This window comes from Methylobacterium aquaticum (assembly GCF_001043915.1).
GTDB classification, from domain to species: domain Bacteria; phylum Pseudomonadota; class Alphaproteobacteria; order Rhizobiales; family Beijerinckiaceae; genus Methylobacterium; species Methylobacterium aquaticum.
The window spans coordinates 1-25329 of record NZ_LABX01000181.1 but is presented as its reverse complement, the minus strand read 5'-3'; the positions used below and the strand labels follow the sequence as shown (position 1 = coordinate 25329).

Below are 25329 nucleotides of genomic sequence, written 5' to 3'. Positions count from 1 at the left end.
GCGTCGAGGGAAGGCGGGGCAGGACAATGAGAAAACACGGGCTGCTCGCTGCGATCTGCATCGGCCTCCTCGCCGCCCAACCGGCCGCTCACGCCGCCGAGCCCCTGCGCCTCGTCCTCGCCACCGCGACGCCGGGCGGCGGCTTCCCGGCCTATGGCGAGGCGCTGGCCGCGGCGATCCGGGAGGTGGATCCGGATCTCACCCTCGAGCTGCGCGCCAGCAAGGGCTCGACCGAGAACCTGGTCCTCCTGCGTGACGGACAGGTCGATCTCGGCCTCGTCCAGGGCGAGTACGCCTACGCGGCGCTCGCCGGGCAGGGGATTCCGCCGGCCGTGACGGTGGTCGCGCCGGTCTATGCGGCGCCCGGCCTGTTCGTGGTGCCGGCCGACAGCCCGGTCCGCCGCATCGACGACCTGCGCGGCCAGCCGGTGGCCCTCGGCACCCGGAGTTCCGGCCTCACCGCCATGGGCCGGACCATCCTGCGCGGCGCGGGCCTCGATCCGGAGCACGACATCCGGCCGCTCCTCCTCGATCATGCCGGGGACGGCCCCGCGATGGTGCGCGACGGGCGGGCCGCGGCGCTCTTCGGCGGCGGCACCGGCTGGCCGGGCTTCCGGGCCATGGCGGAGGGGCCGGGCGGGGCTCGCTTCCTCGGCCCCTCCGCGACGGCAATCCCGGCGATCCTGGCGGCGAGCCCGTCCCTGCGGCGGATCACCGTCCCGCCCGGCACCTTCCCGGGCCAGGACGCGGCGATCGAGACGGTGGGATCGTGGAGCTTCATCCTGGGTCGGCCGGGCCTCGATCCGGCAGCCGTCGCCCGCCTCGTCGCGGCGATCGACACGGCAAGGCCGGCCCTCGCCCGGCGCCTGGCCCACGAGCGCCCGAGCGATCCCCGTGATCTCGCGGCAGCGATCCCGGCGGACTGGCTCCACCCGGCCACGGCCGCGTACCTGCGGCAGTCCGGCACGCCCTGATCTCGAACCGAGCGCCGGACGGTGTAGCGCCACGGCCACAGAGATCGCAACGTTATTACGCTGCGTTTCTGATCGATTGCTGCGGTGCAAAGACCGTGGCAAGGTCGTGGCCGCCAAGGTTCCCCGGGCGTCGAGTCCGTGGGCGAAGAGGGAACCCGGTGCGCTCGTTCGAGCAAGACCGGGGCTGCCCCCGCAACTGTGAGCGGAGAGGTTTCGCCGCCGGCGGCCACTGGTGCATTGGCACCGGGAAGGCCAGGCGGGACCGGTGATCCGCGAGCCAGGAGACCTGCCTTGGCATGCGCCTTCCGGCGCAGTCACGTCCCGCGGGCGGTGCGGCCCGGGGGAGCGCTCGGGCCTGGTGTTGCGCGTTTCCGCGCGGGCACGGCTTGCCGCTCGCCCGGATCGCAGCGCGCGTCAACCTCGAGTGTTTTTCGTGAGAACCCGTTCGCCGCGCCACCGCCCGATGCCCGTCCTGGCGACCGCCCTGGGGTTGAGTCTCGCGGCCCATGCCGCGCAGGGGCAGGAGACCATCGCCCTCGACGAGGTCGTGGTGGAGGGCCCCCGACCCACCGGGCCGGTGCTGCCGGCGCTCTCCTCCGCGGCTGCCGGCGCGATCGGCTTGATCGGCCCGACCGCGGGCTTCCGGGCCGACCGGGCGGTGAGCAGCACCAAGACCGACACGCCCCAGCGGGACGTGCCGCAGGTCGTCACGGTCGCGCCGCGCGAGGTCATCACCGACCTCGCCGCCACCCGGGTCGACCGTGTCCTCACCTACACACCGGGCGTCGCCCAGCAGAACAATTTCGGCGGGCTGACCATCTTCAGCTACGCCATCCGGGGCGTGACCACCTCGGAATTGTACAAGAACGGCTTTCCCCTCAACCGCGGTTTTCCGCCGCCGCCCGACGCCCAGAACGTCGAGCGGATCGAGGTGCTGAAGGGGCCCGGTGGCGGCCTGTTTGGGCGCAGCGATCCGGGCGGCCTCGTCAACATCGTCACCAAGCAGCCGACGCGCGAGCGCTTCGTCGAGATGGGCGGGCAGTGGGGCTCGTTCGAGCAGGTCCGGGGCACGGTCGATTCCGGCGGCGCGCTCAACCAGGACGGCACGCTTCTCTACCGCTTCAACCTCGCGGCCGGGCGCCAGAACAGCTTTCGCGATTTCGTCGACGGCGACCGCCTGTTCGTTGCCCCCGTCATCAGCTGGCAGGTCACGCCCGACACGACGGTGACCGTCGAGACCGAGTTCCTGCGCAACCGCACGGTGTTCGACCGCGGCGTCGTGGCGATCAACGGGCAATTGGGCTTCCTGCCGATCTCGCGCTTCCTCGGCGAGCCGGGCCAAAGCATCCGGCAATCCAACGATTCGATGCAGATCCGGGTCGACCACCGCTTCGATGCCAACTGGCAGATGCGATTGTCCACCTATCTGAATTCCAACTCGCTCTCCGGCGAGGCGGTCGAGGTGCGGGGCATCGCCGCCGACAACCGCACGGCGTTGCGCGACCGCAACGAGCGCAATTACCGCGCTGACGTCGCCCTCGGCCAGGCCGAGCTGGTCGGGCGCTTCGACACCGCCGGGATCGGCCACACCCTGCTCCTGGGCTTCGAGCGCGAGAGCACCGACGGCACCTACCAGCAGATCCGCTCGCGCTTCCGCCAGACCCCCTATTCCCTCGATATCTACGCCCCGGTCTATGGCCGGCCGCTGCCGCCCTTCGCCTTCCAGACCAACGGGTTCGAGCAGGTCACCAACACGGCGCTCTACGCCCAGGACCAGATCGCCCTGAGCCCGGAATGGAAGGCGCTGGTCGGCGTGCGGTTCGACTTCTTCGAGCAATCGTTCCGGGAGCGCACCACCGGCGTCCAAAGCGACCAAACCTATTTCGCCGCGACGCCCCGGGCCGGCCTCGTCTACCAGCCGCTGCCGGAGCTGTCGCTCTACGCCAATGTCGGCACCAGCTTCCGGCCCAATATCGGGCCCGACGCCTTCGCGGCGTCGGCGAGCGGGCCGTTGGCGCCGGAGACCGGCCTTGGCTACGAGGTGGGCACCAAGCTCGATCTCTACGGTGGAGCCTTGAGCCTCACCGGCGCCGCCTTCCGGGTCGAGCGGCAGAACGTGCTGACCCCCGATCCCAACAACAGCGGCTTCTCGCTTGCCGCCGGCGCGGTGCGCAGCCAGGGCTTCGAGTTCACCGCCGCCGGCCAGATCACCCCGGAGATCAAGATCCTGGCCGGCTACGTCTTTGCCGACGCGGTCGTCACCAAGGACAACGTGCTGCCGGTCGGGGCGCCGCTCATCAACGTGCCGCGCCATTCGGGCAGCCTGCTCGCCGTCCACGAGGCGCAGGACGGACCCTGGAAGGGCTTCGGCATCGGCGGCGGCGTGCGCGCCGTCGGGGAGCGGGCAGGGGACGCCGCCGGCAGCGGCTTCCGGCTCCCGGGCTACATCGCGGTCGATGCGCTGGCGTATTACCGGTGGGAGAATTTTCGCTTCGGCCTGAACGTCGAGAACGTGTTCGACACGACCTATTACGAGAGTTCGCTGAGCGCGCTCCGGGTCTTTCCGGGCGCGCCGCGGCGGTTCACCGGCACCCTGTCGGTGCGGTTCTGATGGCGGCGCTCCTCCGCAAGGGCGATGCCGGCCGCGATGCCGCCACCGCCCGCGCCCGGCGCTACCGCCGCGACCTCGCGCCGGTGCTGGCCGCCATCGCCGTCGAGGCCGGCGGGACTCCCGAGGGAATCGCCGCCTCCCTGACCCGGCGCGGGGTGCGAAAGCCCCGCGGCGGCCGCGTCTGGACGCCGCCGGACGTGCGCCGGCTCCTCTCGCGGCTTGCCGCCGAGACGGCTTCGTGACGGCGACGGGCGCTCCTGCGCCGGATGCCCGCATCGGCGCGATCGATGCCCTGCGCGGCGTCGTCATGCTGCTGATGCTGGTCGACCATGTCCGGGACATCTTCTACGTCCACGCCCAGCTCCGCGATCCGATGGATCTGGGCGTCACCGCCCCGGCCCTGGCGCTGACGCGGCTGACCTCGCATCTCTGCGCGCCGGTCTTCCTCCTGCTCGCCGGGCTCTCGGCGTGCCTCTATGCCGGCCGGAACGGCACCCGGGCGGCGTCGCGCTTCCTCCTCACCCGCGGCCTGTTCCTGGTCCTGCTCGAACTCACCCTGGTGAACCTTGCCTGGACCGGACGTATCCTGCCGCCGGTCCTCTATCTTCAGGTGATCTGGGCGATTGGCCTCGCCATGATCGCGCTGGCCGGGCTCGTGTGGCTGCCGCGTCCTGCGCTTGCAGCGGTGGCGTGTCTGATCATGCTCGGGCACAACCTGCTCGACGGGATCGTGCTCGCGCCCGACCAGGCCGGCTATACCCTGTGGTCGATCCTGCATCAGCGCGGGCTGCTCACCCTGCCCTGGGGCGTCGCCCGCACCTCCTATCCGGTGCTGCCCTGGATCGGCGTCGCGGCGGCGGGCTATGTCCTCGGCCCCTGGTTCGCCCGCGATCCCGCGGTCCGGCGCCGCCGGCTCCTCGCCCTCGGGGCGGCGGCGCTGGCGGGGTTCCTGGTGCTGCGGGGGCTCAACGGCTACGGCGACCCGACGCCCTGGCAGGCCGGCCCGACCCTCGGGGCGACGATCCTGTCATTCCTGAACCTCACCAAGTACCCGCCCTCGGCCGATTTCCTGCTGCTGACGCTGGGGCTCGGGCTCTGCCTCCTTGCGCTGTGCGAGGCGCTGCCGGCCGGCCGCCTCGCCTGGCTCCGGGTCTTCGGTGGCGCGCCGCTGTTCTTCTATCTTGCCCATCTCTGGCTCTTGCGCGGGCTCTACGACCTCGCCCTCGCGGCCGGCCTGACTGGAGCCTCCGGCAAGGTCGAACTCGGCTCGCCGGGACAGCTCTGGCTGGTCGCGCTGGTGCTCGGGCCGCCCCTCTTCCTGGCCTGCCGCTGGATGGTCGGGCTGAAGCGGCAGAGGCGGCATCCGGTGCTGAGCTATCTCTGATCCTGGCCGCAGGACGCCCCTGCACCGGGCGCGCCCGCGCGGGGGCCGGACGTCAGCGTCGTCGAATGGAGAGGTGTGCGGGACGATGGCCGGGGTCCCCGCACGAGGGCGCTGCCGCCGGGAGGGAGCAGGCCGCCTCTCCCGCGGTCAGAAGGTCTATCCCCTAAGCCGCGACGCAATGCAGCGGTGTCGGTCAGGCTTCGTGCGAAGACGACACTTTTGTCCGTGCACTCGGTGCATGGATCCATTCCGGAAAGCCGGATCCTGCCTGCCGGTGCGGACGGTGTCGGGCCAATATATCATGTGAGAAGAACGCCGATGCGGACCGTTTTCACTGCCGGCGCGGCGGCGATCATCCTGGCCAGGCGCTCGGACTCGGCGATGGCCGAAGAGACCACGGTGATCTATCGCGACCAGGCGCCGGGCATCGCGGTCGAGCATGGCGAGGGTGTCGTCGAGCACCGGGACACCACCACCGGCAGCCGTCGTTTGCGGTTCAAAGATCGTTCACAAGGCGGACGGCTTGGACAATTCCAAGACCATCCACAAGGCTGCAAGTAACGCCCGCCAATTCCCGCCGCATCGGCGGGCCTCCTGCGGGATCACGGGAGGGCGACGATCTCGCTTTCCCGGACCGCGCGCTCGCCCATCCGTGACCGGATGCGATAGGCGGCTTCCCCGCTGCGATCCTCAGGCATCAGGCGCACGACCTCGAACGCATCCATGTCGCTGGCATGGCTGTCCGACGAGCCGGACCGCACCATCCGCACGCGCTGGTGCAGCTTGAACTTATAGCTCATCGACCCATCCTTCCGATTGTCGGTCCCTGTGGGACGATCAGCTCCGCTGGCGCGCCTTGCGGGCGGCGTAGCGGGCATCGCGTGCGGCCTTCTGCTCGGCCTGCCGCGTCTCGGCCTCGCGGGCGGCCTCGGCGGCGCGCTCCATCTCCGCAGCGGCGGCGATCTCCCGCAGGCGGGCCTGTTCGGCCTCGGTCTCGGCTTCCAGGGCAATCCGCGCGGCTTCGCGCTCGGCCCGCTCGGTCTCGCGCTCGGCCAGACGGGTGGTCCGCGCCGCGGCGACGGCCTGCCGCGCGGCACGCCGGGCCGCGAGGGCCGGGTCGGGGTCGGTGGTCCGCGCCTGGAACCGGGCGAGGGTGGCCTGCCGGGCGGCCTGGGCCGAGCCCAGCCGGTCGCCGAGGGGCGCGTCCTTGAACTTGCCCATCGCTCAAACCTGCCGCAACGCGAGGGAGTGGATCGGGCGGGAGAACCGGTCGGCGAGGTGCCAATGCAGCTCCCGGACCGAGTGATAGCGGTAGGTCCGGTCGATCAGATGGCTGACCTCGCGGCTCTCATCCTCGACCTGCTGCCAGATCTGCCGCACCTGGAAGGTGGGCGGCTCGATCGCCTGGGCCGGAGACGGAGACTGCGAAATGAAGGTAAAATGCACTCAAGATTATCCGTTGGAGATCGGGCCCGCGCCGCGGCGCAGGGCGGGGGATGCGGATGAGGGTATCCGCATCCCGGAGCGTCGGGCCGTTACGCGGCGCGCAGGTTGCCGGCGGACTGCTTGCCGCTGCGCCGGTCGGTCTCCATCTCGTAGGAGATCTTCTGTCCTTCCGAGAGAGACTGCATGCCCGACCGCTCGACGGCGGAGATGTGCACGAACACGTCCTTGCCGCCGTCATCCGGTTGGATGAAGCCGAAACCCTTCTGGACGTTAAACCACTTCACGGTGCCGATAGTCATTGTCGTATCCATGATCTGCAAGCGTAGGGTGGAGCTCGGCACGCTGTCGGCAGCGCCAAGGCTCGAATCAATCGACGGATTTGGAGCGAGTGGCAGAGCATGCGCCGACGAAAACGCGGCGGAGAGGCTCGGTAATCAGGCCAACAATCGATGTATCATTCCTAAGCGAAAATTTGCGGGAGGGCAAGGCGACGGCGAAAAATATTGACGAAAATCGTCAAGCCGACTGAAAAATCCTTGAGAAAAACCAATCTTAACGGCCGAAAATGATCCGCCAACGTGCTGCCGACACTCATGAATCCGAGGCTCGACCGATGGGCCCGCACGATCTCGTCGACCGGCTCGAAGCCGAGGCGCGAATCACGGTGGATGACGACGCGCGCGACCTGAAGACCAATCTCCAGGACCTATGCGCGAGGGTCCATACGGGGCGCGACCGGCTTGATCCGGTTCGGCGCGTCTTCATCCCGAAGGCTGACGGCGGGCGCCGGCCTCTCGGCGTGCCGGCCCTGGAGGACAAGATTGTCCAGGGCCGGCACGCCGAGGTTCTGAGCGCCGCCGACGAGGCCGACTGCCTCGGAGGCTCCAACGGTTTCCGGCCAGGGCGAAACCCGCACCAGGCGCTGCCGTCGCTGCACACAGCGATCATGAGCAAGCGCTTGCGCCACTGGCTCATGGTGGCCGGATCGAGGGCAGGGTCGGCCGTGATGGCTTTGTTGGAGGCGCCCTCATCGGCCAGCAGCAGGATGCGGGCCCCGGTGCCCAAGCGTTGCGCGGTCTTGCGGCGCCCGGGCCATTGCTCCAGGGCCTCACGCTCAGCCGGGCTCAGCGTCACCGCAGGCAGGGGACGACGCCGCGGCGCATGCCAGGGCAGGTGACGCCTCTACACCATTCGTCGCAGAACGTTAGAGCATTTTCCGACGAAGTGGATACCGGTTCGTCGTAGAAAATGCGGCACAATCAAAGAGCTAGAGAAGCTTCGCGATTGCAACGCAATCGTGAAGCGCTCTAGGTCCAGACTACGCGCATCGTGTGGACCTGACGGCACACGTCAACTTACCTTGAGTAATATGTAGAAATCTCATGCATCCTAATGAGTTAGCGCACACAGTCGGTATTCGTAATGCACATCAATGTCATTGAGGGGGCCGATCCGATGCGCGCCGATCCCGCGACCGAGGCCGCATGGCGGCTCTTCTCCATCCGCCTCGTCGTGGCGGCGGCCCTGCTGATGGTCGGTGTCCTCACCCTGGCGCTCGCGGTCGACCCCTACGACACCGGCCGGCCGCGGCTGCTGGCCCGCGATGGCGTGCGCCCGCAGGGGCCCCGCACCGCCGCGGCGAGCCGGGGGCGCGATCCGGCCTTCACGGCGGCGATCATCGGCAACTCCCACATCCAGCTCGTCGCGCCGGCCAATCTGCGCGCCGCCACCGGGATCCCGTTCGTCCAGCTCTCGGTGCCGGGCACCGGTCCGGGCGAGCAGCTTCTCGTCGCCGATTACTTCCTGCGCCACCATCCCCGGGCGCAGGCCCTGGTGATCGCCGCCGATTCTTTCTGGTGCACCGGCGACCCGGCCTTGCCGCCGACGCAGCCCTTTCCGACCTGGCTGCTCGCCGAGGACTGGGCAACCTATCTGCGCGGCCTCCTGCGCCTGCGGGTCATGGACGAGACCGTCAACCGCATCGGCTGGGCGATGCAGGCCACCCCGCGCCGGGCGACCCCGGACGGCTACTGGGACTACGAGCCGAACTACCTGACGCTCGGCGATCCCGACATGCCCGAGCGGATCGCGGCCCGTAGCCGGCCCGCTCCCGGCGATCCCGATCCGGGACAGGGCGGGCCCGATTTCCCGGCCGCCGCCCGCCTGCGCGCCCTGGTCGAGCGCCTGCCGTCGGACACGGCGCTGGTCCTGGTGTTCCCGCCGGTCTTCGCCCCGACGCAGGCCCGGCCCGGCACGCCCCGCGCCGCGGCGGCGCGGGCCTGCCGCGCCGCGCTCACCGCCGCGGTGGCGCCCCGCGGCCGTGTCGTCGACTGGTCCGGCGACCGGCCCGAGCTGCACGAGCCGCGCCTGTTCTTCGATGCCAGCCATTACCGCAAGCCCCTCGCCCGCCTGCTGGAGGCGGAGATCGCCGCCGCCCTGCGGGATGCAGGGGCCGGCGGCGCAGATGCGCCGCGACCGTGACACGATTGCAGCAGAACGTCGCCGTTCCCTGGTCCGGTCCTTGCGTGGCGCGGAGAGACATTGTGGTGTCGTGCAGCCTCTATTATAGGGCTGCGCCAAGTGGGTCGTGGCCATGATGTCGGCTGCGGCCAGGACAACAGCGGTTTTCCGAGGGGCGCGATGGCGAAGGTCGTGATCGAGGAGGGCTATGCCCCCAATGACGCCGAGCCCTTCATGAACGAGCGTCAGCGGGAGTATTTTCGCCGCAAGCTCCAGAGTTGGAAGCAAGACATTCTGCGCGAAGCCCAGGACACCCTGGTGGCGTTGCAGAGCGAGAACGAGAACCATCCCGACCTGACCGACCGCGCCTCGTCGGAGACCGACCGGGCGATCGAACTCCGGGCCCGCGACCGGCAGCGCAAGCTGATCGCCAAGATCGACGCCGCCCTGTCCCGGATCGAGGATGGCTCCTACGGCTATTGCGAGGAGACCGGCGAGCCGATCTCCCTCAAGCGGCTCGAAGCCCGCCCGATCGCCACGCTGTCGCTGGAGGCGCAGGAGCGCCACGAGCGCCGGGAGCGGGTCTATCGGGACGATTGAGGGGGCTGCGGCTCGGTCTCCTGCCATCGAAGGCGGCAGCTCCATCGCCCTCCCCCTCAGGGGGAGGGTGACGAACGCAGTGAGCGCAGCGGGACGACATCCCGCCGAGAGGGGCAGCGTCGACGCTGATCCAGCTCGCGCTCGTCAGAACGATTCAGTTTCTTCCGGGAGCATGGTTCCCCTCTCCCGCAGAGGGGGGAGGGTTCATGCACGGGATCGAAGCGCTGCCTCCCTTTTTTCAGCACTGCAAACGAGAGCGGCCCCGGCGGGAGTGCCGGGGCCGCGCCGCGTCCGGGCGGCTCAAGGGGGGAGCGTGCCGCCCGGTGCGGGATCTGCGTTCACCGTTCGTCAGAACGGCTCCGTTCGCCAAGCCGATTTCGCCGAAGTGGTCATCAGTGCGGTGGCAAAAATCTGCGATCAACCAAGAACCCAAGCGGACGAAGCGTTCGCCTGCCAACGCATGTCTGCTCAGAGTGCTTCACGATCGCCTTGCCATCGCGAAGCTTCTCTCGCTCTTTGATTGTGCCGCATCTTCTACGACGAACCGGTATCCACTTCGTCGGGAAATGCTCTAGAACGGCAGCACGACGTCCAGGAATTGCTGGCCGTAGCGCGGCTGCTGCACGTCGGTGATCTGGCCGCGGCCGCCATAGGCGATGCGGGCCTGGGCGATCTTGCTCGAATCGATGGTGTTGTCGGACTCGATGTCCTCCGGCCGCACCACGCCGCCGACGATCAGCTCGCGCACCTCGAAGTTGATGCGGATCTCCTGGCGGCCTTCCAGCACCAGGTTGCCGTTCGGCAGCACCTGCGTCACGATCGCCGCCACGCTGGTCGTCACCGTCTCGGCCCGCTGCACCGAGCCGGCGCCGTCGTTGCTGGTGGTGGCGTCGGTGGTGAGCATCTTCGCCGGATCCATGCCGGCGAGGAGCTTGGTCTTCGATTCGAGGCCGAAGGCATTCGGCATCCCGAACGATTCGCTGTTCGAGCGCGAGCGCTTGGTCTCGTTGTTGAGGTTCGCCTTGTCGGTGACGTTGATCTTCACCGTGACGAGGTCGCCGACCTTGGCGGCGCGCTGGTCCTTGAAGAAGGCCCGCGAGCCGGTGCGCCAGAGCGAGTTCGAGGCGTAGGAGACCGGCTGCACGTCCGGCATCGGCAGCCGCACCGGGCGGTAGCCCGGTTGCGCGGTCGGGTCCTCGATCGCCGAGAGGGTCGGCGTCGCGCCGATGTTGGAGAGCCGGTCGACGGTGTTGCAGCCGGCGAGCAGCGCGCCGGCGACGCCCACCAGGGCGAGGCGCGAGAGGGCGGAGTGGGAGACGGACATGCGGCGTCTCCTCACGGCCGGGCCGAGGCGAGACGGGCGGGGGCGGCCGGGACCGCCGCCGCGACCGGCACGATCGGCGCCACGGTGACGCGGCCGGGGCCGATCACGGTGGCCTGGATCACCTTCTTGGAGACCGGGTTGATCACCCCGATCACCGCCCCGAGCGGGCCGCCGTCGCGGGCCTGGCCGCGCAGGGCCAGGGCCACGCCGGGGGTCTCGTACACGATGGTGACCGCCTCGCCGCGGGCGACGAGGTCCGGGCGGCTCAGCTCCCCGGCGCGGAGCGCCGTGCCGGCGCCGAGCGGCTTCTGCGCCACCTGGCCGATGAAGGCCGCCGCATCCGCCGCGATATCGGCCGGCAGGCCCTCGCGCGGGCGGCGTTCCACCGTGATGTCGGGAGCCGACAGCGTCTCGCCCCGGTTGATCGCCCGGGTCAGCACCGCGACATCGGCCATCTCGACCACCTGTCCGGTGACCCGCAGCGACGCCTGGCGCTCGCCCACCACCACCAGGGCGGAGACCCGGCGGCTGCGGGGATCGTAGGTCACCTCCTGGGCGGTGACCGCGGCATTGAGGTCCGGCGGCACGGTCAGCACCGGGGACTCGCCCTCGAAGGCGATGGTGACGGAGCCGGATTCGAGGCCCCGGACCTTGGCGAGGGCCGCCCGCACCGCGCCCTCGATCTCCGGCGCGGCGATGCGGCGGGCCGCGCGCTGCACCGAGATCTGGAGCCGGCCGCCGCTCTCCGGCGCGTCGAGCCCGAGCCCGGCCGTGGCCTCGACGATGCGCCGCACCTGGATCGTCCCGGAGGTGCCGAGCGCGGGCGCCCGGAACAGCGCCTTCTGGGCGAGGGCCGGCGGCGCGCCGGCGACGAGGTCGCCCAGCGTGATGACGTCGCGCTCGGCGGTGATGTCGCCCCTGAGCGCGAGGCGCGGGGCCTCGCCGGCGAGCACCGGCAGGGTGAGGAGGCCGAACGCGACGAGCATCAGGGCGGTGCGCGACAGGATGCCGGGGCCGAGCAGCGCGCGGCGGGCTTCCGGGATGGCGGGCGCGTGGACGACGGGGGGAAGGTCGATCATCGGGGCGCTCATCCGCGGAACATCTGCGAGGTGGTGGAGAGCATCTGGTCGGCGGCGGTCACGACCTTCGAGTTCATCTCGTAGGCGCGTTGCGCGGCGATCAGCGACGAGATCTCGGAGACCGCGTTGACGTTGGCCTCCTCAAGGTAGCTCTGCTGGAGGTTGCCGAACCCGTCGGTGCCGGGATTGCCGGTGATCGGCGGGCCGGAGGCCAGGGTCTCGACGAACAGGTTGTCGCCGATCGATTCGAGGCCGACCTTGTTGACGAACCGGGCCATCTGGATCTGGCCGAGATTCTGCGGCGCGGTCTGGCCGGGGATCGTCGCCTGCACGATGCCCGAGGCGCTGATCGTGACGCTGGTGGCGTTGTTCGGCACCGTGATGTTCGGGTTCATCAGGTAGCCTTCGCGGGTGACGATCTGCCCCTGCGCATCAAGGTCGAACGAGCCGTCGCGGGTATACGAGGTGCGCCCGTCCGGCATCGTGACCTGGAAGAAGCCCTCGCCGCGCACCGCGATGTCGTAGGTCTTCTCGGTCGAGGTCAGGGTGCCCTGCGACATCACCCGGGCGGTCGAGGTGGTCTTGACGCCCGAGCCGATGGCGAGGCCCGCCGGCAGTTGGTTGTTCTGGTCCGAGGTCGCGGTGCCGGCCCGGCGCAGGTTCTGGTAGAGCAGATCCTGGAAATGCGCCTGCTGGCGCTTGTAGCCGGTGGTGCGCAGGTTCGCGATGTTGTTCGAGATGACCTGGACGTTGAGTTCCTGGGCCGCCATGCCGGTGGCGGCGGCGTAGAGCGCGCGCATCGTCTAAAGGCTCCCTTTACGCGTTGCCGACATCGGCGAGGCGCTGGATCGCCTGGCCGCGCAAGGAATCGAGCCGCGAGACCGTGTCGGAGACGATCTGGTAGGTGCGGTTCACCTCCAGCATCCGGCTCATCGCCAGGACCGGGCGGACGTTCGAGCGCTCGAGCGCGCCGGGCTCGATCCGCCCCTGGGGGCCGGCCGGCTGGGCTGGCGTGTTCGAGGAGTAGAGGTTGCCGCCGGCATTCGTCAGGCCCTGCGGGTTCGCGAAGGTGACGAGGCGCAGGCGGCCGCGGGTGCCCTGGTTGGTCGAGACGGTGCCGTCCGGCCCGAGCGCCAGACCGGTCTCCTGCTGGCCGATCTGGATCGGACCGCCGTCGCCGAGCACGGCGTATCCGTCGCTCGTCACGATCTGCCCCTGCGGGTTCAGCTCGAAGGCGCCGTTGCGGGTGTAGCGCTCGCCCTGCGGCGTCTGCACCGCGAAGAACGCCTCGCCGCGGATCGCCGCGTTGAGCGGGTTGCCGGTCGGCTCGATCGGCCCCTGCTCCATGTCGAGGGGCGTGGCCGCATCGATGACGTAGGACAGCTTGCGGTCCGGCTGCCGGAAGGTCTCCGCGCTCGCCTTCGGCATCAGATATTCCTGGAAGCGCGTCGTGCGCGCCTTGAAGCCCGTCGTGGTGACGTTGGCCATGTTGTTGGCGATGACTTCGAGCTCGCGCCCGAGGGCCATCTGGGACGAGAGCCCGATCAACTGAGCATTCTGCACCGGCTACTCCCCGTCGATGCGTGGTGGCGGGCCACCCCGCTCCCCAGCGGCGGACCCGACACACTGATCGCAGGGGCCGTGCCAGCCGGTCCTGAGCGGAATTCTGATGTTATGGCAAATGCTTGGTTAATCGCCATCCGGCACCGGACCGGTCGTTTCGTGCCGACCCGGCAGGTTTGACCAGGCAGAAATTGCCGCCTTAACGTGCCGTTAACCGTCTTCGCACAGAGTCTGGCAACGATCCGATGACGGATCATCAAGATTTGGACGGCGGGCGATGGCCAAGAAGCCGAAGAAGGCCCCGGCGCCGGAGGGCGAAGGGGAGGAGGGGGCGGCCCCCCCTGGGGGCGGCAAGAAGAAGCTGATCATCATCGGGGCCGCGGTGCTGCTGCTGGCCGCCGGCGGTGGCGGCGGCTTCATGGTGATGCGCAACCGCGCGGCCCATGCCGAGAAGGCGGCGGCCGAGCAGAAGACGCCGGTGGCGTTCATGGATGTCCGCGAGATGACCATGAACCTGATGCCCGAGCCCGGGCAGACCCAGCCGCGCTTCCTGCGCCTGAAGGTGACGCTGGAGGTGCGGGATTCGAAGGTGGCGTCCGAGATCCAGCCGCTGATGCCGCGGGTCGAGGACACCTTCCAGGTCTTCGTGCGCGACCTGCGCGTCGGCGACTTCGAGGCCGCCGGCGGCACCTATCGCCTGCGCGAGGAGCTGCTGCGCCGGGTCAACGTGGCGGTCTACCCCGCCAAGGTCGACGCGGTGCTCTTCAAGGACTTCGTGATCCAGTAGTGACATTGAGCGGGATGTGGTGCTTCCGTGGCCGGACCTGACGACACCATCGACGACGACGACTGGGCCTCGGCCCTGATCGAGCAGGGCGGCGGCGGCGACGCCTCCCTGGCGGAGGAATGGGGCGCGGCGCTCGCCGAGCAGGGGACCACCACCCAGTCGAACGACATGGCGGCCGAATGGGCCAACATGATCGACGAGGGCGAGTCGGAGAACCTACCCGAACTCGCCGGCAACGACCGCATCCTGAACCAGGAGGAAATCGACCAGGTCCTCGGCTTCTCGCTGCGGGAACTGTCGGCCTCGGGCGCGGGCGGCATCCGGGCCATCGTCGATTCGGGCGTCGTCTCCTACGAACGCCTGCCGATGCTCGAGATCGTCTTCGACCGGATGATCCGGTTGTTGTCGACGAGCCTGCGCAACTTCTTCCAGGACAACGTCGAGGTCACCCTCGACAACATCACCTCGGTGCGCTTCGGCGACTATCTCAACGCGATCCCGCTGCCGACCCTGCTCGGCGTCTTCCGAGCCGATGCCTGGGAGAATTCGGGCATCGTGACGGTGGAGTCGAACCTCGCCTACTCGACCCTCGACCTGTTGCTCGGCGGCAAGCGCGGCGGATCGAGCATCCGCCTCGACGGCCGGCCGTTCACGCCGATCGAGATGCAGCTGGTGCGCCGGATGGTCGAGATCATCCTGACCGACCTGGAGGCGTCGTTCCAGCCGCTCTCGCCGGTGCGCTTCCTCATCGACCGGATCGAGACCAACCCGCGCTTCGCCACCATCACCCGCCCGGCCAACGCCGCGATCCTGATCGATCTCAAGCTCGACATGGAGGGCCGCGGCGGCCTGCTTCAGATCCTGTTCCCCTATGCGGCAATCGAGCCGATCCGCGACCTGCTGCTCCAGAGCTTCATGGGCGAGAAGCTCGGCCGCGACCACATCTGGGAAGGGCACCTCGCCACCGAGATCTTCCAGGCCGACGTCGCGGTCGAGGCGGTGCTGCACGAGATGTCGCTGCCGTTGCGCCGGGTGATGAAGCTGGAGGTCGGCGACACCATCATGTTCGACGCCAAGCCCACCGACCTCATCACCCTGCGCTGCGGCGACTGGGCGATGACGCAGGGCCGGATCGGCCGCCTCGACGACAGCATCGCCGTGCAGGTCACCCGTCCCCTGCGCCGCGCCCGCACCACCTTCGCGGCCTTCGAAGCCTCGATGCAGAACCGCAAGGACGGCTAGAGCCGCATGTTCCTGTCCCCTTTCCGGAGCGAGGCCGCATCGTGAGCGTGATCGTCAGCATCCTGGCCGACCTGCTGGTGGCCGTCCTGCTCGTCGCCTGCATCGCCACCTCGGTCAGCCTCGGCCGCCGCATCACCCGCCTCAAGAGCGACGAGGCGGCGATGCGCAAGACCATCGGCGACCTGTTGGGCGCAACCGAATCCGCCGAACGGGCGATCACCGGCCTGCGCACCACGCTCGCCGAGTGCGACCGCACCCTGGCCGAGCGCCTGCGCCTGGCCGAGCGCACCAATGCCGACCTCGCCGCCCAGCTCCAGGCCGGCGACGAGGTGCTCTCGCGCATCGGCCGCATCGTCGCCCAGGCCCGGGCCGCGGTGCCCGGCGAGATGCCGGTCCAGCCCGCCGCACCGCAGGCGGCCCAGCCCGCCTTCAACCAGGGCGCTTTCGCCCAGGCGGCCTTCGCGCAGCAGCAGGTCCAAGGGGCGCCGGCTCATGGCGCGCCTGCTCATGGGGCGCCGGCTCATGCCCCCGCCGCGCCTCCCGTTCCGCCGCCGGTCTCCACCGGCGAGCGCCTCGGCGCCGCCGCCGCCGCCGCTCGCGCCCTCAGCGAGCGGGCCCTGAGCCGCCTTCAGGCTCAGGCCGCATGACCGTCGGGCTGCTCCTGCGCCGCTTCGCCGGGCTGCCGCTGACCGACGCCCCGGCCGACGGCTCGCCCGCCGCCGCGGCCGGTACCGCGCCGCCCGCCGCGGCCCCCGCGGCTGCGGCGCCCGGCGCGGCGAAGGCCGCCGCATCCAAGGCGGATGCGTCCAAGGCCGCACCAGCCACCGCAGCCGCATCCCGGACGACGGCATCCACGGCGGCGGCCGCACCAAGGACGGCCGCCTCCGGCGCCGCGGCCGCCAAGCCTTTGGCCGCCAAGCCAGCGGCGGAGAAGTCCGCGACGGCGAAGCCCGCGACGGCGAAGCCCGCGGGCGCCGCCGCCGATCCGGCCGCGCCGGCTCCCGGCACGCTGCCGGCCACGGTCCCGCAGGCGCCCGTCTCCGTCGCCGAATTGGTTCAGCGCGTGCTGTCAAACCCGGTCTGGCGCGGGCCGATGATCCGCCTGCGCCTCGTCGACGCCGTGGCGGTGGCGGCCGCGGGGCTCCTGCTGCTGAAGATCCTCGCGCTCTTCGAGGCCGGGCCGTCGACCGGCACCCGGTTCGCTCAGTTCCTGGTCCATGCCCGTGCGAGCTACGAGCCCCTCGACCCGACGATCACCGGATCGGTCTCGCCCAAGGAGGCGTCGAAGGAGCCGGCGCCTCCGGCCGCGCCATCGGAGCCGCCGCGGCCCTCAGCCGAGCCGTCTTCCTCCGAGCGGGCGATCCTCGAGAAGCTGGGCGCCCGGCGCGACGCCCTCCAGCAGCGCTCCCGCGACCTGGAGACCCGCCAGCAGCTGATCGAGAATGCCGAGCGCAAGCTCGAGAGCCGCATCAACGACCTCAAGACCCTGGAGCAGAAGGGCGACGACGCCGCGGCCAAGCGCGCCGAAGCCGAGGCCGCCGGCCTCAAGTCGCTGGTGACGATGTACGAGACGATGAAGCCCAAGGAGGCCGCCCGGGTCTTCGACCGGCTGAAGCTCGACGTGCTGGTCCCGGTGGTGGTCGGCATGAACCCGCGCAAGATGGCCGAGGTGCTGGCGATGATGCAGCCCGAGGCGGCCGAGCGCCTGACCGTGGCGCTCGCCCAGCGCGCCCGCGGCGCCAACGCGCCGAAAGCCGCCGCCGCTGCCCCTGGCCTGCCGCCCGGCGAGCTGCCGGCGATCGATGGGACGCGCTGAGCCCGCCGCGCTTAAGCCCTCATTAGCCCTGTCGCGGCATGGTGCCGTCTCGGGGTGATCGGGCGGATGCGATGGGTTCGACGGGCAGGAGCCGCCGCGCTGCGGCGCTGATCGCGCTGGCGGTTCTCGGCGCCGGGGCCGGCACGGCCGAGGCGGCGCAGCTCATGGCGATCCAGGGCAGCGAGCAGAAGAATTTCGGCCGCATCGCCCTGACCTTCGACCAGGGCGTCAAGGTGACCGCGAAGGTCACCGGCGGGGTTCTGGTGGTGGGCTTCCGCGAGCCGGTGACCGGCCAGCGTGAGCGCCTGGCCGCCGAGATGCCCGGTTACGTGGCCCAGGTGCGCCGCGATCCGGACGGCTCCGGCCTGCGGGTCGCCCTGCAATCCGCCTACAAGGTCAACGTGCTGGAGGCGGGCGAGCGGGTCTTCATCGATCTGCTGCCCGAGGGCTGGACCGGCATGCTGCCGGGCCTGCCGCCGGAGGTGCTGGCCGACCTCAACCGCCGGGCCGAGGAACTCAGCGAGCGCCTGCGCCGCGAGGCGGCCCGGGGGGCCCGGCGCACGACGCCGCTGCGCCTCGAAGTGGCGCATCTCCCGACCCTGACCCGGCTCTCGGTCCGCCTGCCGCGGGAGGCCGAGGTGGGGCTGGAGCGCGCCGGCTCCGAGATCCGTCTGCGCATCCCTGGCACGTACACGATCGAGTCCACCGAGGCTCGCGCGGGCCTTCGCCCGGCCGCAACGGCCCTCGCGGCCGAGGCCGGGACCGACGCCGCCCGCCTGACCGTGACCCTCGCCGAGGGCTACACGGCGGACGGGTACCGCGAGGACGATTCCTACGTCCTCGACCTCGTGAAGCCTGCGGGCAAGAAGGCCGACGACAAGAAACCGGACGAGAAGCGATCGGCGGCCGCCATTTCGGAACCGGGTCCTGCCGCCCGGTCCGATGGCCTTCCGCAGATCGAGGCGCGTCCCCAGGCCGAGAGCCGTCCCCCCGCCGAGAGTCGTCCGCAAGCGGCCGAGACGCCCGCGCCGGCCCCGGCGGAGCCGCCGGCTCCGACCGGCCCGGTTCAGGCTCGGATCGCCCGGGCCGGGCAGGGCGTGCGGGTCGCCTTCCCGTTCACGGCCCGGCCCCCGGCGGCGTTGTTCGAGCGCGGCGGGGTCGCCACCCTGGTCTTCGAGACCACCGCCCCGGTGGCCCTGCCGTCCCTGCCGGCGGGGGCGCCGGCGAGCGTCGTCGAGGGGCCGCGGGGGGAGGGCGCCTTCACGGTGCTGCGTCTGCGCCTCGATTCCGGGATGATCGCCCAGCTTGCGGCGGGAGAGGGACAGGGCTGGGATCTGGTGCTCGGCGACGGCAGCCCGGCGGGGAGCGATCCCCTGGCGCCGCAGCGCAGCGCCGATGCCACCGGCAAGCCGGCGGTGGCGGTGCCGCCCGCCCGCCCCGGCGGCGCCCTGTGGCTGGAGCGCGACGGCGAACGCATCGCCGTGGTGACGGCCCGCGGCCCGCGTCTCGCCGCGGTTCCGAAGCGCGGCCGCTTCGTCGAGTTCGAGCTGCTGCCGACGCGCCAGGGCGTCGCCGTGCTGGCGGCGGCGGATGATCTCGCGGTGCGCCCCGGCCTCAACGAGGTGACGATCACCCGTCCCGGCGGCCTGTCGGTCTCGCCGACGGTGGTCGAGGCGCCGGAGGCCGGCGCCCAGGCGACGGCCCTGATGGTGCAGCCCGATCGCTGGCGCGAGGACCAGCTCGGCGACGTGCGGTCGCGCATCCGCGCCGCGCAAGCCGCCGCCGCCACTGCCGAGCGGCCGGCCCGCTCCGCCGCCCGCCTCGACCTCGTGCGGGTGCTCCTCGCCAACGATCTCGCGCCCGAGGCGGCCGGCGTGCTCGCCCTGGCGGTGCGGGAGGACCCGCCGCTTGGCGCCCAGCGGCCGGTGCGGCTTCTCTCGGCCATCGCCGCCCTGAGCATGGGCCAGAACGCGCGGGCGGGCGGCTTCCTCACACCCGATGGCAAGCAGGCGCTGGACCCGGAATTGCGGCTGTGGCGCGGCGTTGTCGATGCCCGCGGACGGCGCAGCGCCGTGGCGCTCGCCGCCTTCAAGGCCGGTCTGCCGGTGATCGAAGCCTATCCCGACGACCTCCAGGTGCAGCTCTACCTCACGGCGGTGGAGGCTGCCCTTGACGCGAAGGACCCGGCCTTCGTCCAGCGGGCGCTGACCGCCGTCGCGCCGCTGGCCGAGGCCCCGGCCGCCCGCGACCGGCTGACCTTCCTCAAGGCGCGCTTCGCCGAGGCGATCGGCCAGGACGGCGAGGCCCGCCGCGCCTACCAGCAGCTCGCCGAGACCGCGGCGCCGGCCGTCGCCGCCGAGGCGACCCTGCGGCTGGTCGATCTCGGGCGGGCCTCCGGCGCGATCACGCCGGAGGCGGCGATCGATCGCCTGGAGCGCCTGACCCTGACCTGGCACGGCGACGCGGAGGCCGAGGCGCTGGCCCGGCTCGGCCGGCTCTATGCCGGGGTCGGCCGCTGGCGCGACGCCTTCGTGGCCGCCCGCAAGGCCAACCGCCTGTTCCCCGACCACCCGGCGACCCGCGGCCTGCACGACGACACGGTGGCGTTGTTCGCCGCCCTGTTCCTGTCGGACAAGGGGGCGAGCCTCGGCAAGGTCGAGGCCTTGGCGCTGTTCTACGACTTCAAGGAATTCACACCGGTCGGCCGCCAGGGCGACGAGGTGGTGCGGCGCCTCGCCGACCGCCTCGTCGCCCTCGATCTCCTCGACGCGGCCGGCGACCTGCTGCAACATCAGGTCGACAACCGCCTGACCGGCGCGGCGCGGGCGAGCGTGGCGGCGCGCCTCGCCACCGTCCGGCTGATGGAGGGCGAGCCGCTCAAGGCCCTCAAGGTGTTGCAGAACACCCGTTTGCCGGAACTGCCCGGGCAGATCCGCGACGCGCGCCTGCTGCTCGAGGCCCGGGCCCTCTCGGACCTCTCGCGCACCGACCTCGCCCTCGAACTGCTCGACGGCAACTCCAGCCCGGAGGCGGCGCATCTGCGCGGCGACATCCTGTGGGGCGCGCGGCGCTGGCGCGAGGCCGGGGAGGCGCACGAGGCCCTGCTCGGGACCCGCTGGCGCGATTCCGGCCCCCTGACCGATCCCGAGCGTAACGACGTGATGCGGGCGGCGATCGGCTACGCGCTGGCCGAGGATCCGCTCAGCCTCGATCGCCTGCGCACGAAATTCACCGCCAAGATGGCCGAGAGCCCGGATGCCCGCACCTTCGGTCTGGTCGCATCGCCGAACGCCTCCAGTACCGCGGCCTTCCGCAACCTGGTCCGGCAGGCGACCAGCGCCGAGACCCTGACCGACTTCCTGCGCGCCTATCGCGCCCGCTACCCCGAGAACGCCGCGCCCGAGCGGCCGAAGCAGAGCCCCGAGGCCGCCCCGGGCACGAGCCCGGCCCCGGGCGATCCGGCGCCCGAGGCCCGCGGCAATGGCGGGCCGGCGCCGGGCTGATGCGGTATCCGGTGGATGGCTGCTGGCGATGGTTTCATACCAACGGCCAAAGATGCTGACGCTTCGATTCGATCTCGGGCAGGCCCGAGATCGACGCGGCCGTTGACCCAATCCCGCATCGTCGATGCCAAGCCCAGATGTCCGGGACCTTGGGCTTGGCGAAACTTCGAGAACGGCACCAAAGGTCGTTTTCTTTCGACCGTTGGTATCAGTTCTTCCAACCCGTTCAGGCCGGATCATTTCCGTGACGGCCGTAGCCTCCTGGGAGATGCCGGGGCAAGCGGCCCGAAGCTCTGCGGTTCCGCCGGGCCCGGCCCAGAGGAGTCCACGCAAGCGGATCCATCCGAGCGAGCTTGCCCATGCGAGAAGGGCCGCCCTGGGGCGGCCCTCCGGTGGATTACATGGTCATCAGGGCGTTGGCCGTGCCGATCACCGTCATGGCGAGGCCGCCGGCCAGGACACCGATCATGCCGTAGGATACGGCGCGCAGAACCTTCATCTCGTTCATGTCCCGTCTCCTGTCAGGTCAGCAGCGGTGCCCGCCCGAGGTCTGGCCGTACTGCTTGACCGGGAAGTTCTGCTGGTTGGCATTGCCTTCCGTGGCCGAGCTCATCGGACAGGCACCGTAGAACGGCACGCTGGTATTGGCGGAGCCGAGCGAGCCGGTGGTCTCGACGTCGCGGGACCAGGACGGGGCGGCAGCGTTGGGGCTGAATGCCAGGGTGGACGAGATCGGAGCGGCGCCAAGGACAAACGCGGTGACGACGGCGGCGATACGGGTCTTCATATGGTATTCAGTCTCCTGGTCGCAGTGCAGGCCGGAATGTCCGGGCTGCTTCCGCTGCGATGACCAGAAGATAGGTGGCTTGTCGTTACCGCGATGTGTCCTCGCGCACGCGGCGGCGCGGAACAAAATCTTGCCGATCGGCGCAGGCGCCGCCGCTCCCCCTGCACCCTGCGACGCCGGAGGACGCGCGCCACCGTCCGTCCCCGTCTGCCCGCGTCACAGCCCGCTACCACCCCGGCCGCTTCCCTGGAGCTAGTCTAAGGGCCGAGGGGCGGCTGCGCGGCGCGCCGCCCGCACCGCAACGAGGTTCCCGCTGCCGATGGCCAAGCCCGTCCACTCGATGATCCGCGTCCTCGACGAGGAGCGCTCCCGCGCCTATTACGCCCGCGCCTTCGGCCTGGAACTCGCCGAGCGCATCGGCTTCGACGGGTTCGCGCTCGTCTACCTGCGTCACCCCTCGTCGCCGTTCGAGCTGGAACTGACGGTCAATTTCGACCGCAGCGAGCCCTACGACCTCGGCAACGGTTATGGCCACCTCGCGGTGGTGGTGGACGACGTTGATGCGGAGCAGGCCCGCTTCACGCAGGAGGGACTGCCCGCGACCCCGGTCAAGGACTTCCAGCACCAGGGCAAGACGCTCGCCCGCTTCTTCTTCGCCACCGATCCCGACGGCTACAAGATCGAGGTGATCCAGAAGGGCGGCCGCTTCGCCTGATCCCGACGGGCCGGGGCGGGAGCGCGCGAAGACGCGCCCCGCGCCGGCCGGCACCACCATCCCCCAAACGACATCCGAGGAAACACCCGATGAGAGAAGTCGATCCGCGCGCGCGGTTCAGCCGCCGCGGCTTCCTGAAGAGTGCCGCCGTCGCGGCACCGGCCGCCGCCATCGCCGGCGGCGCCGGGCTCCAGGTCTCGGAAGCCTGGGCCGAGAACGGGGCCGCCCTGTCCCCGTCCGAGCTGAAGACCCTGGTGAAGATGGCGCGGGACATCTACCCGCACGACTTCCTCGGCGACGTCTACTACATCACGGCGATCAAGCCCTGGGACGGCAAGGCCGCCGCCGACCCGGCCGTGAAGACCCTGCTGACCACCGGCCTGCGCCGGCTCGACGAGGATGCGCAGGCCCGTCACAAGGTCAACTATGCTCAGATCGGCTGGGAAGCCGACCGGGTCGTGGTGTTGGAGGGCATCAGCCACACCGACTTCTTCAAGAAGATCCGCTCGGATCTCGTCGTCTCGCTCTACAACCAGCCCGAGATCTGGCCGAAATTCGGCTACGAGGGATCGTCCGCCGACAAGGGCGGCTACATCAATCGCGGCTTCAACGACATCGACTGGCTGCCGAAGGTCTGACTGGCCGGCTCTGCCGTCATCACCGTCCGTCCAATCAAGAACAATCAATGAACAACCGCGCCGGCCCGGCCGCGCGGACCCGGAGGAAACCATGGCCACATTCGATCTGAACGACGACGGGCTCGTCGTCATCGTCGGTTCGGGCGCCGGCGGCGGCACGCTGGGCACCGAACTGGCGCTCAAGGGCATCCGCTGCGTCATCCTCGAGGCCGGCGCCCGCCACAACATGGAGGATTTCGTCAACGACGAGTGGGCGAGCTTCGCCCAGCTCGCCTGGACCGACATGCGGACCACCTCGGGCTCGTGGCGGGTGGCGCGGGACTTCCCCAACCTGCCGGCCTGGATCGTCAAGGCGGTGGGCGGCTCGACCGTGCACTGGGCCGGCGCCAGCTTGCGCTTCGAGGAGCACGAGTTCCGCATCCGCGACCATTACGGCGCGCTGCCGGGGGCCAACCTCCTCGACTGGCCGATCACCCGGGCCGAACTGGACCCCTGGTACACGAAGGCCGAGGACCGGATGGGCGTCACCCGCACCAACGCCATCCCGGGCCTGCCCGGCAACAACAATTTCAAGGTGATGGAGGCCGGCGCCCGCCGCCTCGGCTACAAGGAGGTCCATACCGGCCGGATGGCGATCAACAGCCAGGAGCGGCACGACCGTGGCGCGTGCCAGCAGATCGGCTTCTGCTTCCAGGGCTGCAAGTCGGGGGCGAAGTGGTCGACCCTGATCGCCGAGATTCCCCGCGGCGAGGAGACCGGCAACCTGGAGGTCCGCCCGAACTGCATGGCGCTGCGCATAGAGCACGACGCATCCGGCAAGGTGACGGGCGTGGTCTATGCCGATGAGAGCGGCAAGTTGCAGCGCCAGAAGGCCCGCATCGTCGCGGTCGCCGGCAACTCGATCGAGAGCCCGCGGCTCCTCCTCAACAGCGCGTCCTCGCTGTTCCCGGACGGGCTGGCCAATTCCTCGGGGCAAGTCGGCCGCAACTACATGCGGCACATGACCGGCAGCGTCTACGGCGTGTTCGAGAAGTCGGTGCACATGTATCGCGGCACCACCATGGCGGGCATCATCCGGGACGAGGCGCATCACGACCCGAAGCGCGGCTTTGCCGGCGGCTACGAGATGGAGACGGTCTCGCTCGGCGTGCCGTTCATGGCCGCCTTCCTCAATCCCGGCGCCTGGGGCCGCTCCTTCACCAGCGCGATGGAGCAGTATCCACGCATGGCCGGGATGTGGCTCGTCGGCGAGGACATGCCGCAGGAGACCAACCGCATCACCCTCGACCCGACGGTCAAGGACAAGCACGGCATGCCGGTGGCGAGCGTCCATTTCGACGACCATCCCAACGACGTCGCGATGCGCAACCACGCCTACAGGCAGGGCGCGGCGATCTACGAGGCGGTCGGCGCCACCGTCACCTATCCAGTCACGCCTTATCCGAGCACCCACAACATGGGCACCAACCGGATGAGCGCGAAAGCCCGGGACGGCGTGGTCAATCAGTTCGGCCAGACCCACGACGTGAAGAACCTGTTCGTCTCCGACGGCAGCCAATTCACCTCGGGTGCCGCCTGCAACCCGACCCTCACCATCGTCGCCCTGGCTTTGCGCCAGGCCGACCACATCGCCGGTGCGATGCAGCGGCGCGACATCTGATGCGCCGCCTCGCTCTTGCCCTGCTCGCGGCGCTCGCCGCGGGCCCTGTGCTCGCCCAAGGTGCCCTTGCCCAAGGTGCCCTCGCCCAAGGTGCCCTCGCCCAAGGTGTCTTGGCTCAAGGTGTCTTGGCTCAAGGTGTCTTGGCTCAAGGTGTCTTGGCTCAAGGCTCGCCGACGCCCGCCGCCCCCTCGCGCCAGCCCGGCGGAGCGGCGGCCTATCCCGACAGCCCCGGCGGCCAGCCGGCAGCCGAGCGGGGTGGCCGGCCGGTCGCGACCGATCACGGCGCCTGCCCGGCCGGCAGCCCGTGCCCCGCGGCACCCGGCCCCTCGGGGGCAGCGGATGCGAGCCGCACGACGGCGCCGAGCAGCTCGGTCGGTCAGGCCGGTCGTGTGCCCAGCACCGCCTATCCGGACGCCCCGGGCGGGCTGCCGTCGAACCGGCCGGACGGCACCGCGCCGCGCTGACGCCGCCTCCAGGTCCGGGCGCGGTCCTCACGCGCCCGGACGCACCGGGTATGTCTCACCCGTCATACGACGTCCGGAGGATTCCTTCCGCACGTCGGATCGCCAGCCCGCGCGGTGGAACCGTTGGCTCCACACGCCTGAGCAAAGCCGATCTCCGCATCGCGAAGCGATCAGTCGGACATCGTGTCCTACCAACGGTCGTAAAAAACGACCCGTGGTTCCGTTCTCAAATTTTCGCTAAGCCTCTGGCTGAGTATCGACAATTCGAGATGGGTC

At 70.5% G+C, this 25329-nt stretch carries 26 protein-coding genes and 1 riboswitch; of the genes, 17 read left to right on the top strand and 9 right to left on the bottom strand.

The features are described from left to right. Positions 1–26: 26 nt before the first annotated feature. The 5 genes from VP06_RS22435 to VP06_RS22415 all read left to right on the top strand — a co-directional run bounded on the left by VP06_RS22435 (position 27) and on the right by VP06_RS22415 (position 5530). A complete protein-coding gene (locus VP06_RS22435) occupies positions 27–974 on the top strand; it encodes a TAXI family TRAP transporter solute-binding subunit (protein WP_063928422.1) in 948 nt (315 codons plus the stop codon). A 99-nt stretch (positions 975–1073) separates the two neighbouring features. Beyond that, positions 1074–1282, top strand: a riboswitch (cobalamin riboswitch). A 155-nt stretch (positions 1283–1437) separates the two neighbouring features. Next, entirely contained in the window at positions 1438–3585 is a 2148-nt protein-coding gene (locus VP06_RS22430) for a TonB-dependent siderophore receptor (RefSeq protein WP_048466011.1), read from the top strand. Further along, the gene (locus tag VP06_RS22425) at positions 3585–3827 is read left to right on the top strand and encodes a hypothetical protein (RefSeq protein ID WP_048466010.1); all 243 of its coding nucleotides are present in this window, start codon (positions 3585–3587) and stop codon (positions 3825–3827) included. The genes VP06_RS22430 and VP06_RS22425 overlap by 1 nt, the downstream gene beginning before the upstream one ends. After that, on the top strand, positions 3824–4969 hold the full coding sequence (locus VP06_RS22420; RefSeq protein WP_048466009.1) for an acetyltransferase domain-containing protein: 1146 nt from the start codon (positions 3824–3826) through the stop codon (positions 4967–4969). Before VP06_RS22425 ends, VP06_RS22420 begins: the two co-directional genes overlap by 4 nt. Positions 4970–5287: 318 nt before the next feature. Beyond that, positions 5288–5530 carry a hypothetical protein gene (locus VP06_RS22415; RefSeq protein WP_245291276.1) on the top strand — a complete coding sequence of 81 codons (243 nt, stop codon included), beginning with the start codon at positions 5288–5290 and terminating at the stop codon, positions 5528–5530. A 41-nt stretch (positions 5531–5571) separates the two neighbouring features. Here VP06_RS22415 and VP06_RS22410 read toward each other — a convergent pair whose 3' ends face one another. The 4 genes from VP06_RS22410 to VP06_RS22395 form a co-directional block, all read right to left on the bottom strand. Then, positions 5572–5769, bottom strand: a complete 198-nt coding sequence (locus tag VP06_RS22410; RefSeq protein WP_048466008.1) for a hypothetical protein — start codon at positions 5767–5769, stop codon at positions 5572–5574. A gap of 37 nt (positions 5770–5806) precedes the next feature. After that, positions 5807–6190, bottom strand: a complete 384-nt coding sequence (locus tag VP06_RS22405; protein ID WP_048466007.1) for a DUF6481 family protein — start codon at positions 6188–6190, stop codon at positions 5807–5809. A gap of 3 nt (positions 6191–6193) precedes the next feature. Next, a complete protein-coding gene (locus VP06_RS22400) occupies positions 6194–6415 on the bottom strand; it encodes a hypothetical protein (RefSeq protein WP_048466006.1) in 222 nt (73 codons plus the stop codon). A gap of 89 nt (positions 6416–6504) precedes the next feature. Continuing rightward, positions 6505–6714, bottom strand: coding sequence for a cold-shock protein (locus VP06_RS22395; protein WP_048466005.1), 210 nt, complete (start codon positions 6712–6714; stop codon positions 6505–6507). Between the two features lie 314 nt (positions 6715–7028). Here VP06_RS22395 and VP06_RS38215 point away from each other — a divergent pair, with 314 nt between their 5' ends. The 3 genes from VP06_RS38215 (at position 7029) to dksA (ending at position 9475) form a co-directional block, all read left to right on the top strand. Continuing rightward, positions 7029–7592, top strand: a complete 564-nt coding sequence (locus VP06_RS38215; protein WP_048466004.1) for an RNA-dependent RNA polymerase family protein — start codon at positions 7029–7031, stop codon at positions 7590–7592. 278 nt (positions 7593–7870) lie between these two features. After that, positions 7871–8896: a hypothetical protein gene (locus VP06_RS22385; protein ID WP_048466023.1), complete on the top strand. Its 1026-nt coding sequence runs from the start codon at positions 7871–7873 to the stop codon at positions 8894–8896. Positions 8897–9055: 159 nt separating this feature from the next. After that, entirely contained in the window at positions 9056–9475 is a 420-nt protein-coding gene (gene dksA / locus VP06_RS22380; RefSeq protein ID WP_048466003.1) for an RNA polymerase-binding protein DksA, read from the top strand. 571 nt (positions 9476–10046) lie between these two features. On the opposite strand, the gene flgH is transcribed toward dksA, so the two are convergent. From flgH to flgF, 4 genes are read right to left on the bottom strand one after another with little or no spacing between them, the layout of a single operon-like run. Continuing rightward, positions 10047–10799 (bottom strand): flagellar basal body L-ring protein FlgH, encoded by a 753-nt coding sequence (gene flgH / locus VP06_RS22375; protein ID WP_048466002.1) that lies wholly within the window; start codon positions 10797–10799, stop codon positions 10047–10049. 11 nt (positions 10800–10810) lie between these two features. After that, positions 10811–11878: a flagellar basal body P-ring formation chaperone FlgA gene (gene flgA / locus VP06_RS22370; RefSeq protein ID WP_048466001.1), complete on the bottom strand. Its 1068-nt coding sequence runs from the start codon at positions 11876–11878 to the stop codon at positions 10811–10813. 8 nt (positions 11879–11886) lie between these two features. Then, entirely contained in the window at positions 11887–12678 is a 792-nt protein-coding gene (gene flgG / locus VP06_RS22365) for a flagellar basal-body rod protein FlgG (protein ID WP_048466000.1), read from the bottom strand. A 16-nt stretch (positions 12679–12694) separates the two neighbouring features. Then, the gene (gene flgF / locus VP06_RS22360) at positions 12695–13441 is read right to left on the bottom strand and encodes a flagellar basal-body rod protein FlgF (protein WP_048465999.1); all 747 of its coding nucleotides are present in this window, start codon (positions 13439–13441) and stop codon (positions 12695–12697) included. 277 nt (positions 13442–13718) lie between these two features. Here flgF and fliL point away from each other — a divergent pair, with 277 nt between their 5' ends. From fliL to VP06_RS22335, 5 genes are all read left to right on the top strand, one after another. After that, positions 13719–14228 (top strand): flagellar basal body-associated protein FliL, encoded by a 510-nt coding sequence (fliL, locus tag VP06_RS22355; protein WP_048465998.1) that lies wholly within the window; start codon positions 13719–13721, stop codon positions 14226–14228. Between the two features lie 27 nt (positions 14229–14255). Further along, a complete protein-coding gene (gene fliM, locus VP06_RS22350) occupies positions 14256–15470 on the top strand; it encodes a flagellar motor switch protein FliM (protein WP_048465997.1) in 1215 nt (404 codons plus the stop codon). A 41-nt stretch (positions 15471–15511) separates the two neighbouring features. After that, positions 15512–16117, top strand: a complete 606-nt coding sequence (locus VP06_RS22345; protein ID WP_063928420.1) for a DUF6468 domain-containing protein — start codon at positions 15512–15514, stop codon at positions 16115–16117. Beyond that, a complete protein-coding gene (locus tag VP06_RS38790; protein WP_342586835.1) occupies positions 16114–17286 on the top strand; it encodes a MotE family protein in 1173 nt (390 codons plus the stop codon). The genes VP06_RS22345 and VP06_RS38790 overlap by 4 nt, the downstream gene beginning before the upstream one ends. Positions 17287–17357: 71 nt before the next feature. Beyond that, on the top strand, positions 17358–20789 hold the full coding sequence (locus tag VP06_RS22335) for a tetratricopeptide repeat protein (protein ID WP_048465996.1): 3432 nt from the start codon (positions 17358–17360) through the stop codon (positions 20787–20789). A gap of 526 nt (positions 20790–21315) precedes the next feature. Here the strand turns inward: VP06_RS22335 and VP06_RS22330 are convergent. After that, on the bottom strand, positions 21316–21576 hold the full coding sequence (locus tag VP06_RS22330) for a hypothetical protein (protein WP_048465995.1): 261 nt from the start codon (positions 21574–21576) through the stop codon (positions 21316–21318). Positions 21577–21895: 319 nt separating this feature from the next. Between VP06_RS22330 and VP06_RS22325 the strand changes: the two genes are divergently transcribed. From VP06_RS22325 to VP06_RS36555, 4 genes are all read left to right on the top strand, one after another. Further along, positions 21896–22291, top strand: coding sequence for a VOC family protein (locus tag VP06_RS22325; RefSeq protein WP_048465994.1), 396 nt, complete (start codon positions 21896–21898; stop codon positions 22289–22291). Positions 22292–22380: 89 nt separating this feature from the next. Next, on the top strand, positions 22381–22929 hold the full coding sequence (locus VP06_RS22320) for a twin-arginine translocation signal domain-containing protein (RefSeq protein ID WP_048465993.1): 549 nt from the start codon (positions 22381–22383) through the stop codon (positions 22927–22929). A 91-nt stretch (positions 22930–23020) separates the two neighbouring features. Further along, complete coding sequence (locus VP06_RS22315) at positions 23021–24589, top strand: GMC family oxidoreductase (protein WP_048465992.1); 1569 nt, start codon at positions 23021–23023, stop codon at positions 24587–24589. After that, the gene (locus VP06_RS36555) at positions 24589–25053 is read left to right on the top strand and encodes a hypothetical protein (protein WP_156295720.1); all 465 of its coding nucleotides are present in this window, start codon (positions 24589–24591) and stop codon (positions 25051–25053) included. The genes VP06_RS22315 and VP06_RS36555 overlap by 1 nt, the downstream gene beginning before the upstream one ends. The last annotated feature ends 276 nt before the right edge of the window (positions 25054–25329 follow it).

Bases quoted from the DNA above. Each gene is read 5' to 3' on its own strand.
- VP06_RS22435 (WP_063928422.1), top strand. From the start codon at position 27: ATGAGAAAACACGGGCTGCTCGCTGCGATCTGCATCGGCCTCCTCGCC.
- VP06_RS22430 (WP_048466011.1), top strand. From the start codon at position 1,438: ATGCCCGTCCTGGCGACCGCCCTGGGGTTGAGTCTCGCGGCCCATGCC.
- VP06_RS22425 (WP_048466010.1), top strand. From the start codon at position 3,585: ATGGCGGCGCTCCTCCGCAAGGGCGATGCCGGCCGCGATGCCGCCACC.
- VP06_RS22415 (WP_245291276.1), top strand. From the start codon at position 5,288: ATGCGGACCGTTTTCACTGCCGGCGCGGCGGCGATCATCCTGGCCAGG.
- VP06_RS22410 (WP_048466008.1), bottom strand. From the start codon at position 5,769: ATGAGCTATAAGTTCAAGCTGCACCAGCGCGTGCGGATGGTGCGGTCC.
- VP06_RS22405 (WP_048466007.1), bottom strand. From the start codon at position 6,190: ATGGGCAAGTTCAAGGACGCGCCCCTCGGCGACCGGCTGGGCTCGGCC.
- VP06_RS22395 (WP_048466005.1), bottom strand. From the start codon at position 6,714: ATGACTATCGGCACCGTGAAGTGGTTTAACGTCCAGAAGGGTTTCGGC.
- VP06_RS38215 (WP_048466004.1), top strand. From the start codon at position 7,029: ATGGGCCCGCACGATCTCGTCGACCGGCTCGAAGCCGAGGCGCGAATC.
- VP06_RS22385 (WP_048466023.1), top strand. From the start codon at position 7,871: ATGCGCGCCGATCCCGCGACCGAGGCCGCATGGCGGCTCTTCTCCATC.
- dksA (WP_048466003.1), top strand. From the start codon at position 9,056: ATGGCGAAGGTCGTGATCGAGGAGGGCTATGCCCCCAATGACGCCGAG.
- flgH (WP_048466002.1), bottom strand. From the start codon at position 10,799: ATGTCCGTCTCCCACTCCGCCCTCTCGCGCCTCGCCCTGGTGGGCGTC.
- flgA (WP_048466001.1), bottom strand. From the start codon at position 11,878: ATGATCGACCTTCCCCCCGTCGTCCACGCGCCCGCCATCCCGGAAGCC.
- flgG (WP_048466000.1), bottom strand. From the start codon at position 12,678: ATGCGCGCGCTCTACGCCGCCGCCACCGGCATGGCGGCCCAGGAACTC.
- fliL (WP_048465998.1), top strand. From the start codon at position 13,719: ATGGCCAAGAAGCCGAAGAAGGCCCCGGCGCCGGAGGGCGAAGGGGAG.
- VP06_RS38790 (WP_342586835.1), top strand. From the start codon at position 16,114: ATGACCGTCGGGCTGCTCCTGCGCCGCTTCGCCGGGCTGCCGCTGACC.
- VP06_RS22335 (WP_048465996.1), top strand. From the start codon at position 17,358: ATGGGTTCGACGGGCAGGAGCCGCCGCGCTGCGGCGCTGATCGCGCTG.
- VP06_RS22330 (WP_048465995.1), bottom strand. From the start codon at position 21,576: ATGAAGACCCGTATCGCCGCCGTCGTCACCGCGTTTGTCCTTGGCGCC.
- VP06_RS22325 (WP_048465994.1), top strand. From the start codon at position 21,896: ATGGCCAAGCCCGTCCACTCGATGATCCGCGTCCTCGACGAGGAGCGC.
- VP06_RS22320 (WP_048465993.1), top strand. From the start codon at position 22,381: ATGAGAGAAGTCGATCCGCGCGCGCGGTTCAGCCGCCGCGGCTTCCTG.
- VP06_RS22315 (WP_048465992.1), top strand. From the start codon at position 23,021: ATGGCCACATTCGATCTGAACGACGACGGGCTCGTCGTCATCGTCGGT.
- VP06_RS36555 (WP_156295720.1), top strand. From the start codon at position 24,589: ATGCGCCGCCTCGCTCTTGCCCTGCTCGCGGCGCTCGCCGCGGGCCCT.